The organism is Qipengyuania sp. MTN3-11, from assembly GCF_042851825.1.
Classification (GTDB): Bacteria; Pseudomonadota; Alphaproteobacteria; order Sphingomonadales; family Sphingomonadaceae; genus Qipengyuania.
Window position 1 is genome coordinate 298,459 of sequence record NZ_BTGM01000003.1, and the last position, 15,666, is coordinate 314,124.

The 15,666-nt window shown below is 66.6% G+C and carries 20 protein-coding genes; 2 read left to right on the top strand and 18 right to left on the bottom strand.

The features are described 5' to 3' along the window. Positions 1 to 11 precede the first annotated feature (11 nt). On the top strand, positions 12 to 887 hold the full coding sequence (locus tag ACGHN1_RS12340; RefSeq protein ID WP_390551148.1) for a metal-dependent hydrolase: 876 nt from the start codon (positions 12 to 14) through the stop codon (positions 885 to 887). 64 nt (positions 888 to 951) lie between these two features. On the opposite strand, the gene ACGHN1_RS12345 is transcribed toward ACGHN1_RS12340, so the two are convergent. From ACGHN1_RS12345 to rplU, 3 genes are all read right to left on the bottom strand, one after another. Then, positions 952 to 1,509, bottom strand: a complete 558-nt coding sequence (locus ACGHN1_RS12345; protein ID WP_390551149.1) for a GNAT family N-acetyltransferase — start codon at positions 1,507 to 1,509, stop codon at positions 952 to 954. Between the two features lie 207 nt (positions 1,510 to 1,716). After that, the gene (rpmA, locus tag ACGHN1_RS12350; protein WP_390551150.1) at positions 1,717 to 1,986 is read right to left on the bottom strand and encodes a 50S ribosomal protein L27; all 270 of its coding nucleotides are present in this window, start codon (positions 1,984 to 1,986) and stop codon (positions 1,717 to 1,719) included. Positions 1,987 to 1,998: 12 nt separating this feature from the next. Next, positions 1,999 to 2,568 carry a 50S ribosomal protein L21 gene (gene rplU / locus ACGHN1_RS12355; RefSeq protein WP_390551151.1) on the bottom strand — a complete coding sequence of 190 codons (570 nt, stop codon included), beginning with the start codon at positions 2,566 to 2,568 and terminating at the stop codon, positions 1,999 to 2,001. 217 nt (positions 2,569 to 2,785) lie between these two features. Between rplU and ACGHN1_RS12360 the strand changes: the two genes are divergently transcribed. After that, positions 2,786 to 3,304: a hypothetical protein gene (locus ACGHN1_RS12360; RefSeq protein WP_390551152.1), complete on the top strand. Its 519-nt coding sequence runs from the start codon at positions 2,786 to 2,788 to the stop codon at positions 3,302 to 3,304. Here ACGHN1_RS12360 and ACGHN1_RS12365 read toward each other — a convergent pair. From ACGHN1_RS12365 to coxB, 15 genes are all read right to left on the bottom strand, one after another. Continuing rightward, a complete protein-coding gene (locus ACGHN1_RS12365) occupies positions 3,301 to 3,783 on the bottom strand; it encodes a molybdenum cofactor biosynthesis protein MoaE (protein ID WP_390551153.1) in 483 nt (160 codons plus the stop codon). The two genes, ACGHN1_RS12360 and ACGHN1_RS12365, sit on opposite strands and share 4 nt — an antisense overlap. Next, positions 3,776 to 4,018 (bottom strand): MoaD/ThiS family protein, encoded by a 243-nt coding sequence (locus tag ACGHN1_RS12370; protein ID WP_390551154.1) that lies wholly within the window; start codon positions 4,016 to 4,018, stop codon positions 3,776 to 3,778. The genes ACGHN1_RS12365 and ACGHN1_RS12370 overlap by 8 nt, the downstream gene beginning before the upstream one ends. After that, positions 4,018 to 5,007 (bottom strand): GTP 3',8-cyclase MoaA, encoded by a 990-nt coding sequence (moaA, locus tag ACGHN1_RS12375; RefSeq protein ID WP_390551155.1) that lies wholly within the window; start codon positions 5,005 to 5,007, stop codon positions 4,018 to 4,020. Before moaA ends, ACGHN1_RS12370 begins: the two co-directional genes overlap by 1 nt. A gap of 4 nt (positions 5,008 to 5,011) precedes the next feature. Continuing rightward, the gene (locus ACGHN1_RS12380; RefSeq protein WP_390551156.1) at positions 5,012 to 5,332 is read right to left on the bottom strand and encodes a Rossmann fold domain-containing protein; all 321 of its coding nucleotides are present in this window, start codon (positions 5,330 to 5,332) and stop codon (positions 5,012 to 5,014) included. A gap of 2 nt (positions 5,333 to 5,334) precedes the next feature. Then, positions 5,335 to 5,709 (bottom strand): dihydroneopterin aldolase, encoded by a 375-nt coding sequence (locus tag ACGHN1_RS12385; protein ID WP_390551157.1) that lies wholly within the window; start codon positions 5,707 to 5,709, stop codon positions 5,335 to 5,337. 10 nt (positions 5,710 to 5,719) lie between these two features. Further along, complete coding sequence (locus tag ACGHN1_RS12390) at positions 5,720 to 6,613, bottom strand: class I SAM-dependent methyltransferase (protein WP_390551158.1); 894 nt, start codon at positions 6,611 to 6,613, stop codon at positions 5,720 to 5,722. Beyond that, entirely contained in the window at positions 6,613 to 8,004 is a 1,392-nt protein-coding gene (gene thrC, locus ACGHN1_RS12395) for a threonine synthase (protein ID WP_390551159.1), read from the bottom strand. The genes ACGHN1_RS12390 and thrC overlap by 1 nt, the downstream gene beginning before the upstream one ends. A gap of 49 nt (positions 8,005 to 8,053) precedes the next feature. Beyond that, entirely contained in the window at positions 8,054 to 8,626 is a 573-nt protein-coding gene (locus ACGHN1_RS12400) for an SURF1 family protein (protein WP_390551160.1), read from the bottom strand. Beyond that, positions 8,623 to 9,006, bottom strand: a complete 384-nt coding sequence (locus tag ACGHN1_RS12405) for a DUF983 domain-containing protein (RefSeq protein ID WP_390551161.1) — start codon at positions 9,004 to 9,006, stop codon at positions 8,623 to 8,625. The genes ACGHN1_RS12400 and ACGHN1_RS12405 overlap by 4 nt, the downstream gene beginning before the upstream one ends. A gap of 16 nt (positions 9,007 to 9,022) precedes the next feature. Beyond that, positions 9,023 to 9,844, bottom strand: a complete 822-nt coding sequence (locus ACGHN1_RS12410) for a cytochrome c oxidase subunit 3 (RefSeq protein WP_390551162.1) — start codon at positions 9,842 to 9,844, stop codon at positions 9,023 to 9,025. Positions 9,845 to 9,920: 76 nt separating this feature from the next. After that, complete coding sequence (locus ACGHN1_RS12415; RefSeq protein WP_390551163.1) at positions 9,921 to 10,505, bottom strand: cytochrome c oxidase assembly protein; 585 nt, start codon at positions 10,503 to 10,505, stop codon at positions 9,921 to 9,923. Between the two features lie 123 nt (positions 10,506 to 10,628). Next, on the bottom strand, positions 10,629 to 11,549 hold the full coding sequence (locus ACGHN1_RS12420; protein WP_390551164.1) for a heme o synthase: 921 nt from the start codon (positions 11,547 to 11,549) through the stop codon (positions 10,629 to 10,631). 23 nt (positions 11,550 to 11,572) lie between these two features. Beyond that, a complete protein-coding gene (locus tag ACGHN1_RS12425; RefSeq protein ID WP_390551165.1) occupies positions 11,573 to 12,532 on the bottom strand; it encodes an alpha/beta fold hydrolase in 960 nt (319 codons plus the stop codon). 87 nt (positions 12,533 to 12,619) lie between these two features. Beyond that, positions 12,620 to 14,347, bottom strand: coding sequence for a cytochrome c oxidase subunit I (gene ctaD, locus ACGHN1_RS12430; RefSeq protein ID WP_390551166.1), 1,728 nt, complete (start codon positions 14,345 to 14,347; stop codon positions 12,620 to 12,622). Between the two features lie 31 nt (positions 14,348 to 14,378). Next, on the bottom strand, positions 14,379 to 15,479 hold the full coding sequence (gene coxB, locus ACGHN1_RS12435; protein WP_390551167.1) for a cytochrome c oxidase subunit II: 1,101 nt from the start codon (positions 15,477 to 15,479) through the stop codon (positions 14,379 to 14,381). Positions 15,480 to 15,666: the final 187 nt, after the last annotated feature.

Sequence of the window (15,666 nt, forward strand, 5' to 3'; positions counted from 1 at the left end):
GAGTCGTGCCAATGAACGCACCTGCCCATTTCGACACCCCTGCCCGCGCCACGCCCACTCCGCCGGAGCTGGACATCACCGTGCGCGACGAGCGCTTCAACCGCGGCACCACGCCGCGCCGCTGGTGGGCGGGCGAGCCCTTCGGCACCGCGTGGCACAACGCGCTTTCCGCCACCTTCCCGCGCGGCGAGGCGTTCTTCATCGAGGCGGTCAAGGCTCACCGTGAAGGCGCCGATCCCAAGCTCGAGGGCGAAATCCGCGCCTTCGTGAAGCAGGAGATCAACCACACGCGCGAGCATATCGCCTTCAACCGTCTGGCCGAAGACCATGGCTACGACATCAAGGCGATCGACAAGCGCGTCGAGGAACTGCTTGCGCTGACGAAGGGCCGCCCGGCGATCGCCAATCTCGCGGTCACGATGGCGCTCGAGCACTACACTGCGATGATGGCGCACGAATTCCTCGCCAACCCGCAGCATTTCGCCGATTCCGACCCCGAAGTGCGCGACATGTGGCGCTGGCACGCGGTCGAGGAGATCGAGCACAAGGGCGTCGCCTACGACACTTGGAACCACGCGACGAAGGACTGGAGCGATTTCCGCCGCTGGCGCGTCCGCAGCCTCGTCATGCTGCTGGTCACCGGGCGTTTCTTCAAGAATCGCTGGATCGATGCGATGATGCTGCTCCGCCAAGACGGCATCACCGGCTGGAAGGCGCGCTGGGGAATGTTCAAATACCTCACCGTGAGCCCCGGTGTGGTGCGGCGCATCTTCCCCGCCTGGCTCGCCTATTTCAAGCCCGGCTTCCACCCCTGGGACCATGACGATCGCGAGCTGATCGGGCTTTACGAGGGCGAGTTCGCCGATGCGCTGATGCCGGCGGAATAAGCGCTGCCAGAAACCAAAACGAAGAGGCCCCCGCAAGCGATTGCGGGGGCCCCTGTTTTTGCGGTCACGCCGCCTGCAACGGCAACTCCTGCGCGCGAGCCGGAGAAAGATCGATGGTCAGTTCGACGCAGTCGGATTCCTCGCCCCGTCCGCAACTGAACCGCTTGACGACCCGGCCCGTGGGCCGAAAGCCGATCTTGCGCAGCACCTTGCCCGAGGCAGGATTGTCGAGGAAATGGCATGCGACCAGCCGTTCGTGACCGAGCGAGCGCGCCACGTCGAGTACGCCGCGCGCCGCTTCGGTCGCATAACCCCGGCCCCAGAACTTCCGTGCAATCCAGTAGCCCAGCTCCACGCCGTTCTCGTCCTCGCCGAGCCCGGCGCCGCCGATCACCTGCGACCCGCCTGGCCCCGGCAGGGTCACGAGAAAGCTCGGCAGTCGGGGATCCTGGACACGCTTTACGAAGGCGCGGGCATCGTCGAGGGAATAGGGCCAGGGAGCGCTGGCAAGATTGCGCACAATCCCGCGATCGCCCCCGCGATCGGCGATACCGAGGTGGATCGCCTCGGCATCCTCGGGCCATGCGGGCCGCAGCAGCAGCCTGGGTGTGACGTGGAACATGGTCATTCTCCCTGATCCGCCCCGCGCCGGGCTCCTATTCCGGCCGCGTGACGATTGCGTGATGACGAAAGACAATTTCGCCGTGTTTTTTTCAGAGGGAGAAACGACAAGAGGGAGACGGGTCGGTCCCATCTCCCTCTAGATCTGCCGGTGGTTGACCCGGCTGGGACCGTCCCGTCTGGACGATCCCGTCATCGGATCATCCGCTTATTCGGCAGCTTCCGCCATAATGTCGACCGACACATATTTGCGGCTGAGCTTGCCATCGTGGAATCGTACGATCCCGTCGGTCAGCGCGAACAGCGTGTGGTCCTTGCCCATGCCGACGTTGCTGCCCGGATAGAACTTGGTGCCGCGCTGGCGCACGATGATGTTGCCGGCGACCACGGACTGGCTGCCGAACTTCTTCACGCCGAGACGACGACCGGCCGAATCGCGGCCGTTGCGGGATGAACCGCCTGCTTTCTTATGTGCCATCGTGCGTGCTCCTTACTTCTTGTCGTCCGCCTTGGCGGCGGCTTTCTTGGCCGGCGCCTTCTTGGCGGCGGGCTTCTTGGTTTCGGCCTTGCCCTCGGCGGCGTCCTTGGCCGACTTGGCGGGCGCGGCGTCCTTCTTGGGGGCAGCCTTCTTCGCCTTGGGCGCGGCGGTCTCGGCGCTGTCGTCCTTCTTCGGCGCGGCCTTCTTGGCTTCGGCCTTGGGCGCATCGTCGGCCTTGGGCGCTGCTTCCTTCTTCGGAGCGGCCGCAGCCTTCTCGACCTTGGATTCGCCGACCTGGACGATCCGCAGCAGCGTCATCTGCTGACGGTGACCGGCCTTGCGGCGATAATTGTGCCGGCGGCGCTTCTTGAAGACGGTGACCTTCTCGCTCTTCGCCTGGGCGATGATCTCGGCCGAAACCTTGACCTTGCCGGCATCGGCGAGATTGTCGCCCTCGCCCGCGAGCAGGACATCGCCCAGCGTCACGGTGTCGCCGGCTTCGCCTGCGAGCTTCTCGACCGCGATCTTGTCTCCGGCGGCAACCCGGTACTGTTTGCCGCCCGTACGCACGACTGCGAACATGGTGCTATTCTCTCGTTCAATTTGCTTTGCCGACACCTCCGCCCAACGAATTCAGGCAGATGACCGGCGCACCCGTCAACCCACCGGAAGCGGGCGCGGAAAGATGGTGGCCGTTAGGGGAATCGCGGGATCAAGTCAACGGCGATCGGGGGGCAAGAGGCGCGCTACCCGGCGCTAAGCGCTGGCAGCCGCGACAAGCCGTGCTAGAGAGTGACGAATGCCTCGTCCACACCTCCCTGCCGGCGCTGCGTTTCTCGCGCTCTCCCTTGCCGGATGCCAGAGCACGCAAGGCGTCTACCCCTCGCTCGCGGTGCGCGACATCGAGCGGGTCGAGGGGCAGTTCGAAACCGCCCCCGCTCCGCCGCTCGACGTGCCGAACGTGCCGACGGAGTACACCGGTACTCTCGCGCAGCGGCTCGCCGCTCTCGGGAGCGCGGCGCGCGAGGCGCATGCGCGCTTTCTCTCCGCCCGTCAGGGCGCGGCGCAGCTCGCAGCGGCGGCATCGGGCGCGGAGATCGGCAGCGACAGCTGGGCGAGCGCGCAGGTCGCTCTCGCGGACCTCGATTCGATCCGCAGCGACACCGCGATCGCGCTTGCCGATCTCGACATCCTCGCGATCGCCGCCGAGGTGCAGGCGGAGGACAAGGCCGGGATCGAGGCCGCCCGCGCCGAGGTCCTGACGCTGGTGAGCGAAGAGGATCGCACGCTCGCGGAGCTGCGCGCCCGGCTCCGCTAGCCGCCCCAGCGCGCGAGATCGGCGCGATCGTTTTCGCGCGGCTCGATCCAGTGCCAGCCATCCGCATCCTTGCTCGGGCGCCGCTCGCGCTTCCACAGCCAGGCGGCGGACTTGAGGTGGTCCATGAGGAAATCGACCGCCTCGAAGGCGCTGCGGCGATGGCGCGCGGCGGCCGCGACCAGGACGATCGGCTGGCCCGGGGTCATCACCCCGATACGATGCCAGCACAGCGCGCCGTCGAGAGCGAAGCGCTCGAGCGCCCGCGTCGCCAGCGTCTCCATTCCCGGCAGCGTGAGCGGGGCGTAGTGGGTGAGCTCGAGCGCCTTCACTTCCCCATCGGGCCGTACCTTGCCGACGAAGCTCGCCACCGCGCCCGCCTCCGGGTGCGCGGCGTTGAACCCGGCCAGCGCCTCCCCGACCGACAAGCCGTTATCGAGCAGCCGCACGTCGGCCGGAGCGGAGATGGAAAGCCTAGCCACCGGAGACAGGGGGAAGCAGCGCGATCTCGTCGCCGTCGCGCGCGTCGAGCGCGGTCTTGTCGGCAAGCACACGGCCCCCGCAGGCGACATGGACACGGTCCTCGCGCAATTGATCGGCCACGTCCTCTCCCACCGCGGCGAGCAGCCCGGCCCAGTCGAGCGGTCCGGTGGCCTCCCTCGCGTCCTCCCCGGCGAGATCGCGCAGGGGGCCGAGAAACACGATTGTGACCGCCATCAGCCGCCGGTCGCCGACATGGTCCGCGGCTGCGCGGGCGCTTCGCCCCGGCGGTCGATGCGGAAGGCGTGGCGCTCGGGCTTGATCGCCAGCGCCCGGTCGAGGGCCGCGTCGAGCGCCTCCGGGCCGGGATCGCGGCGCAGCGCGGCGCGCAGATCGACGCGCTCTCCCCCGCCGAGGCAGGGGTAGAGCTGGCCGGAGGTCGTCACCCGCATCCGGTTGCACCCGGCGCAGAAATTCTCGCTGAGCGGCGTGATGAGCCCCAGCCGGCCGCCGGTCTCGGCAATGTCGAAATAACGCGCCGGACCGCCGGTGCGATGGGACGACGGGGTCAGGGTCCAGCGTCGTTCGAGTTCTTCGCGGACTGCATCGAGCGGCAAATACTGATCGACCCGATCGGCTTCGACCTCGCCCATCGGCATCACCTCGATCAGGGTAATGCCGTGCCCTTCGCCGTGCGCCCAGTCGATCAGCGCGGGAAGTTCGGACTCGTTCTCGCCCTTGAGCGCCACCGTGTTGATCTTGACCTTCAGCCCCGCCGCCTTTGCTGCCGCGATCCCCTCGATCACCTGCGGCAGCGCATCCCGGCGCGAGAGCCTGGCGAAACGCGCGCGGTCGAGCGTGTCGAGCGAGACATTGATCCGCCGCACCCCCGCCGCGGCAAGCGCTTCGGCATGCCGGGCCAGCTGCGTGCCGTTGGTGGTGAGGGTCACTTCCTCCAGCCCGTCGCCGAGCTTGCGCCCGAGCGCGCGGACGAGATCGATCATGTCGCGCCGGACCAGCGGCTCGCCGCCGGTCAGCCTGATCCTGGTCACGCCGCGATCAACGAAGGCGAGCGCCAGCCGATGCAGTTCCTCCAGGCTCAGCACCTCGGCCCTGGGAAGGAACCGCATCCGCTCGGGCATGCAATAGGTGCAGCGCAGGTCGCAGCGGTCGGTGACCGACAGCCGCAGATAGGTGATCCGGCGCTGGAATCCGTCGACGAGCATGGCGCTATCTTGCCGGATCGCCCGCGCCCTGGCCATCCCCTTCCAGATACTGGCCGGTGATCCCCGGGGCTCCTGCGAGATATGCGGCGAAGGCGGCGAAGACCGCATCGTCTCCCGCGACGAGGTTGATCCGCCGCGGGGCATTCTTGCGGGCGAGATCGCGAGCGATCGCACGGCGCCAGTCGCGGTGGCGGTGATCGGCGGGATCGAGCGCGACCATCACGTCGCCCTCGCCCAGCTTCTCCTCGACATGGGCCAGCCAGTGCTGGTGAAACAGACCCGCAGCCGCCAATGGCTCTTCGGGCAGACCGTCGATCCGGATCACCCTCACTCGCGGCGCTCGCGGTGGAGGGTGATGCCGATCTCCTCCCCACGCTCGGCGATGGCGAGCTTGACGATTTTCACCGTCACCGCCTCGACCCGGCTGTCCTGCAGGAACAGCGTCTCGCAGATGTGATCCGCCACCGCCTCGATCAGCTTGAAGTGGACGCCTTCGGGCAGCGCCTGCGAAGCGGCGAACTTCAGATCCATGTAGTTCTTCGAATGGTCGAGCGAGGTGTCCGCCTCGTATCGATGCAGGGGCTTCAGCCGCGCGCGGATCGTGAAGCGCAGCGGCTGCGGCTTGCCGGTTTCCTCCGAATAGATACCGGTGAGCACGTCGTGCTCGAAATCGGCGACTTCCAGGATCAGCGAATCGTCCATCGGCGCTCCCCTACCCCGGATTGGACCAGCGCGCGAAGATCGCGGTCGGCAGCAGGCGGGCATCGTCGCCTACTTCCCGCACCGCCAAATCGCCGTGCTCGATGGTGCCGGGCAGGTCGGCGAAGATCTCGGCCAGCAGGCCGGCAAGCGCGAGGCTGCTCATCCGCACGGCATAGACGGTGAGGAAGAGGAAGCGGCTGTCCGTATCGAGCAGCCGGCGGCAATCGCCGACCAGTCCGGGAAGCCCCTCCTCGAGCCGCCAGGTCTCGTTCTTCGGCCCGCGCCCGAACTTGGGCGGGTCGAGGATGATGCCGTCGTAGCGATTGCCGCGGCGCACCTCGCGCGCGGCGAATTTCATCGCGTCGTCGACCAGCCAGCGGACCGGGCGATCCTCCAATCCCGAAAGCGCGGCGTTGGCCTGCGCCTGGGCCACCGACTTTTTGCTCGCATCGACATGGGTGACGCGGCCGAAGCGGCTGAGCGCCAGGCTGCCGACCCCGGTGTAGCCGAACAGATTGAGCGTCTCCGCATCGTCTCGCCCCGCGAGGAAGTGCCCCATCCAATCCCACACGGGGGCCATGTCGGGAAAGAAGCCGAGGTGCCGGAACGGCGTGCACTGCGCGGTGAAGCGGACCCCGTCCTTCCATGCGAGCGGCCATCCGGCCTCGGGCACGTCCTGCGTCAATTGCCACCGGCCGCCGCCATCCTCGTCGCTGCCGGGCACGAACTCGCCATGCGCGTCCCAGTCGGGGAGGCGCGGGGTCCACATCGCCTGCGGCTCGGGCCGGATGAACCGATAGGCGCCATATTGCTCGAACTTGCGCCCACCTCCGCTGTCGAGCAGGCGGTAGGCGTCCCAGCCCTCGCCTACCATCAGAACCGGGTCGATCGCCAGATCGGCCATCAGGCGGCGTGTTCCATGATGAAATCGCGCACCGCCTCGTATTCGCCCGGCAGGCTGACGAAGGCTTCCTCGCGCTCGAAGAGATCGCCAACGCGGGTCGGTAGCGCCGGCCGCATTCCGGTGGCGCGTTCAACCGCGTCGGGGAACTTCGCCGGATGGGCGGTGGCGAGCGTCACCATTGGCACCCCGACAGGCAGATCGACCTGGCGCGCGGCATGGAGCCCCACGGCGGTGTGCGGATCGATCACCTCGTCGCAATGCCGCGCGGCCCAGTCCATCGCCGCCGCCATGTCCGAGGCATCGGCGCGGACGCTTGCGAAGAGGTCGAGAGCGCCCGCCCGCTGGGCATCGGTCAGCCGCATGGCGCGGGTCGCATCGAAGCCGCGCATCTGATCGGCAAGAGCGACGCCGTCGCGGCCACCGATGTCGAACAGCAGTCGCTCGAAATTCGAACTGACCTGAATGTCCATGCTCGGGGATGCGGTGGCGGTCACCGCGCCGATCGAGTAATCCCCTGCCGTAAGCGCGCGATGGAGGATGTCGTTGACGTTGGTGGCGACCACCAGCCGTTCGATCGGCAGCCCCATCCGGGCGGCGACATGGCCGGCGAAGACATCGCCGAAATTGCCTGTGGGCACGCTGAACCCGATTTTCCGCTCCGGCCCACCAAGCTGGAGCGCGGCGGCGAAATAGTACACCACCTGCGCCATCAGCCGCGCCCAATTGATCGAATTGACCGCACCGATGCGATGGCGGGCGGTGACCTGACGGTCGCCGAACAGGCGCTTCACCATCGCTTGGGCATCGTCGAACGAACCTTCGATGGCGATGTTGTGGACGTTGGCGGCGCGGACCGTGGTCATCTGGCGGCGCTGGACGTCGCTCACCCGGCCGGCCGGGTGAAGCATGAAGATCTCGATGTTGTCGCGGCCCGCCACGGCATCGATCGCCGCGCTGCCGGTGTCGCCGCTGGTCGCTCCGACGATGGTCAGCTTGCTGTCCTCGCGCGCGAGGAATTCCTCGAACAGCAGGCCGAGCAATTGCAGCGCGACATCCTTGAAGGCGAGCGTCGGACCGTGGAACAGTTCGAGCAGCCAGTTGCGCTCGTCGAGCTGAACCAGCGGAGTGACTGCGCGGTGGGAGAAGCGGGCGTAGGCCTGTTCGCACAGTTCGCGCAGCCGATCGGGCGCAAGGCTGTCGCCAACGAAGGGCTGCATGACCCGCGCGGCGAGCTCGGCATAGGGCAGGCCGCGCATTGCGGCGATGTCCGCTGCCGCCAAACGCGGCCATTCACGGGGCAGGTAGAGCCCGCCGTCCTCGGCGAGGCCGGCCAGCGTGACGCCGGCAAAATCGAGCGTGGGCGCGGAGCCGCGGGTCGAGACGTATTCCATCGGGCGACCGGTTAGCCGCGAGGGCGCGGTGCGGCAAGCGAGCGCGGTGTCAGCGAGCGCGTTCCCGCCAGCGCTTGCGCAACACCAGGCCGTAGATGCCGAGCGCGGTCAGCGCGAAGAAGAACCACTGCCCGGCATAGGCGAGGTGGTTGTTGGGCAGGTCGCGCGGATCCGGGCGTGCGAGCCGGGTCAGCCCGGCCGGGGGGTTGGCAGCCACGATGCGGCCGCCAGGGGCGATGGTGCCGGCGATCTCGCCCCCCGCCCATCCGGCGAAGGTGGGTTCGCGCGAGAAGCCGAGATCGATGGGGACCCGCCGCCCATCGGGAAGCGCGCATACCGCGCCGTGGGCCCAGCCCTTTTCGCCCAGCGCGCTGGTTCCGGCACTCGACCGGGATTCGATGACGCGGCTGCAAATCACCCGGGTGCGGCGATACATCGCGGTCTCGATCCCGAGCTGCGCGGAGGGATAAGCAACTTCCGCCGGCGATTGCAGCGAACGTTCGGCGCGGGCGATCAGCGTCGCCTTCTCCGCCGAGCGCTGCAGCTGCCAGAAGCCGAGCGCGACCATCGTCGCCGCTGCGGCGAGAACGACGATCGTCGGGATGACCGGCACACGTCTCATTTTCCGGACCGCCCTGCCTCGCCCGCCGAATTGCGGTATTCGCTCGTCAGCAGCAGCGCCTTGGCGACCCGCAGCCCCAGAAGGACACAGAGGGTCGTCAAGGGCACCCAAAGGATCACATGGACCCAGAAGGGCGGTTGTGCAGCCACTTCCAGCCGCAGCGCCAGTCCCACCAGCAATGCGCCGATCACCAGCGTCAGAAGACCGGCGGGCCCATCACCGACATTGAACCGGTTCAGGTCCAGCCCGCAGGCGCGGCAGCGGTCGGCGAACTGGACCACGCCGGAAAACAACGTCCGCGACCCGCAGGCCGGGCAGCAACCGAAAAGGGCGGCCTCCCAGATCGGGGGCCGCCCTTTCTCTGTCTCCGGCGTCGTCATATCGGGCCGGACGGCATCAGTGGAATTCGGCGCCCCAGCCGCCCCAGACGTAGACGACGATGAAGAGGAACAGCCAGACCACGTCGACGAAGTGCCAGTACCACGCCGCCGCTTCGAAACCGAAATGCTGGCGCGGGGTGAAATGGCCGAGATAGGTGCGGCGCAGGCAGACGATCAGGAAGATCGTGCCGACCAGGACGTGGAAGCCGTGGAAGCCCGTCGCCATGTAGAAAGCGGACGAATAGGTGTTGCCGCCGAAAGCGAAGGGCGCATGCGCGTATTCGTAGGCCTGGATCGCGGTGAAGATCGCGCCGAGGATGATCGTGGCCCACAGACCCTTCTTCAGCCCTTCGCGATCGCCGTGGATCAGCGAATGGTGCGCCCAGGTGACGGTGGTGCCCGAGCACAACAGGATCAGCGTGTTGAGTAGCGGCAGCGAGAACGGGTCGATCACAGCCTCGATCGCGGCGGGCGGGAATTGCCCGCCGATGACTTCGGACAATTCGCTGGGGAACAGCGAGAAGTCGAACCAGCTCCAGAACCAGCCGACGAAGAACATCACCTCCGAGGCGATGAAAAGGATCATGCCGTAGCGCATGTGCAGCTGCACCACCGGCGTGTGATCGCCGCGCTGCGCTTCCTTGGTGATGTTGGAGAACCAGGCGAAGAAGGTCGCGATCAGCCCGGCGATCCCCAGTCCCAGCACCAGATGGGCATTTGCCATCTCGTGCATGTAGAGCACCATGCCGCTGGTGAAGGTCAGCGCCGCAAAAGCGCCGATCAGCGGCCAGACGTCGGGTTCGAGAATGTGGTATTCGTGGTTTACCTGGCCGGCCATGGGTCTCTCGATGTGGCTGGTGTGGAACGTGTTCGTCGTCGGCCCTTAAAGCGGCCGGGCGGCGGGGTCCAGAGGCTTAGGACGCCCCTTCCCCGCCATCGTCCTTGGCACGGTGGAAGGTGTAGCTGAGCGTGATCTGCTCCACCCCTTCCATGTTGGGATCATCGAGCGCAGCCGGATCGACGTAGAAAAGCACCGGCATCCTCACCTCCTGCCCCGGCTGCAGGGTCTGTTCGGTAAAGCAGAAGCACTGGATCTTGTTGAAATAGCGCCCCGCCTGCTCGGGCTCGACATTGAAGGTTGCGGTGCCGGTGACCGGCTGATCCGAATTGTTGCGCGCGAGGTAGAAGGCCATGTCGCGCTGGCCGATCTGGACGGTGTCGGTCGGGCTTTCCGGAGTGAAGGACCAGGGCATGCCGACGCCGGTGCTGGCGTCGAAGCGGATCGACATGGTCGGCGTGCCGGCGCTGCGGGCGAATTGCGCGGCGAGCATGGCATCGCTCTCGCTGGCGCGCTGGGTGGTTCCGCCGAAGCCCGTGACGCGGCAGAACAGGTCGTAGAGCGGAACCGCGGCATAGCCGAGGCCCAGCATCGCCAGCGCGCCGAGCGCAGCGAATATCGCGGTACGGGTGTTCCGGTTTTCAAGCGTGGCGGTGGTCATGACGACATCACATCCGGGCTATGGTGATGAAATAGAAGAGGAAGGCGAGAAACAGGAGTACCCCGCCCACCACGAGATTGCGGCTCTTCTGCCGCCGTCTGAATTCGCGTTCTTCCTCGGGCGTCATGCCATTGCTCCGTATTGCGCCAGCATCCGGTCCGCCACCAACGCTGCAAACAGGGCGAAGAGATAGACGATGCTGAAGGCGAACAAGCGCTTTTCCGGGCGCATCGTGTCTCCCTCCTCGCTTTGCCGCAAGGCCACCGGCAGCGAAAGCGCAAGGAAGGCAAGCGACAGCGCAAGCGCCGCAACGCCGTAGACCATGCCGGTCCCGCCGATCAGCCACGGCGCGACCGCGACCGGCAGCAGGAGGACGGCATAGACGAGGATCTGACGCCGGGTCGAGCGCTGGCCCTTGACCACAGGCATCATCGGGATGCCGACCTTGGCGTAATCGCTCTGCACGAACAGCGCCAGCGCCCAGAAATGCGGCGGCGTCCACATGAAGATGATCGCGAACAGCAGCACCGGCATCAGCGTCACGTCGCCGGTCACCGCGACCCAGCCGATCATCGGCGGGAAGGCCCCCGCCCCGCCGCCGATGACGATGTTCTGCGGTGTGCGCGGCTTGAGCCAGATGGTGTAGACGACCGCGTAATAGAGGATCGAAATGGCCAAGATCGCGGCTGCCAGCCAGCCGATCGCGAGACCCATGATCCCGACCGAGGCCACCGAAATGCCGATACCGAAATCGCGCGCATCGGTCCGCTCCAACCGGCCCGAGGGCAGCGGCCGCGCGGCGGTGCGCTTCATCCCGGCGTCGAGATCGGCTTCCCACCACTGGTTGAGCGCCGCCGCGCCGCCTGCACCCAACGCGATGCACAGAATGGCGGTGAAACCGAGGATCGGATGGATGGAGCCCGGTGCCGCGAGCAGCCCGCACAGGCCGGTGAAGATCACCAGGCTCATCACCCGCGGCTTGGTCAGCGCGTAGAAATCGCGCCAGTCGGCGGGCATGCGCAGGGGTTGGGCGGCGGAGTCCATGGCGTGCGCGGTCCTATAGGCGCTCAGAGCCGTTCAAGCCAGTCGACCAGCAGCGCATTGACCTCCTTGGGTCGCTCCTGCTGGGTCCAGTGGCCGACACCGTCGAGGATATGCCCTTCGACTTTCGGGGCGAACATCCGCATCAGCGCGACCGGGTCGGCGACCGCGCCGAAGAGGGTGGTCGCCGGATCCCGGGTACCGCCGATGAACAGCGCGGGCTGCTCGATCCGTTCGCCCTTCCAGCCCTGCAGCCATTCGTAATCGCGCTCGTGGTTGCGATAGCGGTTGAGCGGACCGCGGAAGCCCGAGGCCCGGAACTCGCCTTCGTAGAAATCGAGATCGGCCTCGGTCAGCCAGCCGACGGGGTGCGGATCGGGCAGGCCTTCCAGGAAGGTCGCGCCCAGCGGCTTGGTCCAGTAGTCGCCCGGCGGCACGTCGCCGCTGATCGAATACATCATCCGCTGGATGAAGCCGCGCGGGTCCGGCTCCGCCTCGGCCTCGGCCACGCCAGGCTCCTGGAAATATTCCTGGTAGAAGAACTTGCCCTGGCTGGTGAAATGTTCCCGGAAGACCTCGGTGAAGGGCCGCGTCGGAACGCCCGCGAAAGGGACGGACATTCCGGCGACCGCCCGGAAATGTTCGGGATGGGTCAGTGCCGAATTCCACACGATCGGAGCGCCCCAGTCGTGCCCGATCAGCACCGCCGGCTGGTCGGGCGACAGTGCCATCTTGAGCCCGACGATATCGCCGACGATCCGCTCCATCGCGTAAGCCTCGATCGCATCGGGCTTGTCCGAACCGCCATAGCCGCGGACGTCGATCGCGCAGGCGGTGAAGCCGGCCTCGGCGACCGGGCCGATCTGGTGGCGCCAGCTGTACCAGCTTTCCGGAAAGCCGTGGACCATAACCGCGAGCGGCCCGTCACCCTCGACGGCGCAGCGCAGGGTAAGCTCGCCGACATCGATCTGGCGCATTTCGGGCATCGCTGGCTCCTCCAAATGACCTCCTCCAAATGACAAGGGGCCGGACCTCGCGGCCCGGCCCCTCTCGATCTCTCGTGGACGCCGGCCTCAGACCGTCGCCGACTTTTCCTCGCGCGGGAGGTGATCGTGATAGTCGTGATGCTCCTCGATCACCGGCAGCGTCTCGAACTGGTGGTAGGGCGGCGGGCTCGTCAGCGTCCACTCCAGCGTCGTCGCCCCCTCGCCCCAGTAATTCGGCGCGGCGCGCTTGCCGGCGACGAAGGCGTAGATCAGATTGGCGAAGAAGATCAGCATGCTGGCGGCCATGATCTCGTAACCGATCGAACTGATGTGGTTCCAGTATTCGTAGGCCGGGGTGTAGTCCGGATAGCGGCGCGGCATGCCCTGGAGGCCCAGGAAGTGCTGCGGGAAGAAGATCACGTTCACGCCCACGAAGAAGCCCCAGAAGTGCAGATGCGCGAGCAGTTCGGAATGCATCCGCCCGCTCATCTTGGGGAACCAGTAGTAGAAACCGGCAAAGAGCGAGAACACCGCGCCCATCGACAGCACGTAGTGGAAGTGGGCAACCACGAAATAGGTGTCGTGGACCACGTCGTCGATCCCGCCGTTGGCGAGATAGACGCCCGTCACGCCGCCGACGGTGAAGAGGAAGATGAATCCCAGCGCCCAGACCATGGGCGATTTGAACTCGATCGAACCGCCCCACATCGTGGCGATCCAGCTGAAGATCTTCACGCCGGTCGGCACCGCGATGACCATGGTTGCCGCGGTGAAATACATCTTCGTGTTCACGTCGAGGCCGACGGTGTACATGTGGTGGGCCCACACGATGAAGCCGACCGCGCCGATCGCGACCATGGCGTAGGCCATGCCGAGGTAGCCGAAGACGGGCTTGCGGCTGAAGGTCGCCACGATCTGGCTGACCATGCCGAAGCCCGGCAGGATCATGATGTAGACCTCGGGGTGGCCGAAGAACCAGAACAGGTGCTGGTAGAGGATCGGATCGCCGCCGCCGGCCGGATCGAAGAACGTCGTGCCGAAGTTGCGGTCGGTGATCAGCATGGTGATCGCCGCAGCGAGCACCGGCAGCGCCAGCAACAGCAGGAAGGCGGTGACCAGCACCGACCACACGAACAGCGGCATCTTGTGCAGGGTCATGCCCGGCGCGCGCATGTTGAAGATGGTGGTGATGAAATTGGTCGCGCCAAGGATCGAGCCCGCGCCGGCGAGGTGAAGCGAGAAGATCGCGAAATCGACCGCCGGGCCCTGGCTGCCGGTGGTGGAAAGAGGGGCGTAGACCGTCCAGCCCACGCCCGCGCCGGGGCCGGTGCCGCCGGGGACGAAGAGCGAGAACATCAGGCTGAAGAAGCCCGCCACGGTCAGCCAGAAGCTGATGTTGTTCATCCGCGGGAAGGCCATGTCCGGCGCGCCGATCATCAGCGGGACGAACCAGTTGCCGAATCCGCCGATCATCGCCGGCATGACCATGAAGAAGACCATGATCAGGCCGTGAGCGGTGATGAACACGTTCCACATGTGCAGCGAGGTATCGAAATCCGCCGTGCCGCCCATGAACTCGGCCCACCAGGTCAGGTACTGGATGCCGGGTTCCGCCAGTTCCATCCGCATGATGCCCGAGATCGCGCCGCCGACGATGCCGGCGATGATCGCGAAGATCAGGTACAGCGTGCCGATGTCCTTGTGATTGGTGGACATGAACCAGCGCGCGAAGAAGCCGGGCTTGTGATCGGCATGATGGTCATGCGCGTGCCCGGCGTCGTCGTGGGCCTGGAAGGTATCGGCGGTAGTGGCCATGGTCTGTTTCCTGGGGCTCTAAATCGTCAAATCAGGCAGTCGGGGCGGTATCTTCGGTCGGCGCCGCGCCGGCGCCGGGCGCGCCCGGTTCCGCGCTTTCGGGTTCCTGCACCGGCGCGAGTTCGGGCGCTGCGTCCTCTTCCTCGCCGAAGGTGCCGCCCTGGGCCAGCACCCATTCGCGCCACTGCTCCATCGGCAGCGCCTCGATCGCGATCGGCATATAGGCATGGCGCGCGCCGCACAGTTCGGAACACTGGCCGTAATAGACACCCGGCTCCTCGATCTGCAGCAGGCGCTCGTTGAGGCGGCCCGGAACGGCGTCGATCTTGAACCACAGGCTCGGAATGGCGAAGGAATGGATCACGTCCGCGCCGGTGGTCTGAAGCCGGATCGGCACGCCGACCGGAAGCACCAGGCGGTTGTCGACCGCGAGCTGCGGCGGCTCGCCGTTGGCCAGCGCTTCGGCCTCGTCCATCATATTGGAGATGATCTCGAACCCGCCGTTGTCGGGATAGGTGTAGCCCCAGTACCACTGATAACCGGTCGCCTTCACGGTGATCGCATCCTCGGGCGGCGTCTCGTACTGGCGCGCCAGCAGCGAGATCGAGGGGATCGCGATAGCCACCAGGATCAGCACCGGCAGCAGCGTCCACACCACTTCGAGCATGGTGTTGTGCGTGGTCTTCGAAGGCGTCGGATTGGCGCGACGATTGTAGCGCACCACTACCCAGATCAGCAGCGCGAGAACGAAGGCGCTGATGATCGCCATCACCCAGACGAGTGCGATATGAAACCCTTGCGCGAAGCGGCCGTCGTCGGAAAACTGCTCCTGGACGTCGATCCGGCCGTCGACCGGCATGCCCTTGCCCGCGGTGGGTGCCATGGGATCGTAGCTTCCGGCGGGTTCGACCACCGCGTCGGGATCGGCAACGTCGGCGGCTTGTTCGGCGGGCACGTTCTCGAGCGCCGCGGACGGCGTGACCGCCGGTGCGGGGGCCGTCAGATCTTCGGGTTGCAGCGGCTCCTGCGCCTTTGCCGCCTGCCAGCCGAAGGCCAGGAGGAGCGCCAGCATCAGCGCGGCAAACGCCCTGATGGCATTGCCGTGAAGGTTAGAGGTCTTGCTTGTCGACATGCTGTTCCGCTTCGCTGTCCCGTGACCGATTCACCGGCGGACGGGCCGCCGCCCCGGGAACCGCGCAGGGGCCCGAAGGCCGCGGGCGCGGGCCGGTTCGCGCTGCCCTATAGGCAGGACTCGCTCCGGCCTCAAGCGCGCGGCCCACAAAAATTCGCAAGAGCTTTTGCCACTTGCACAATCGTCG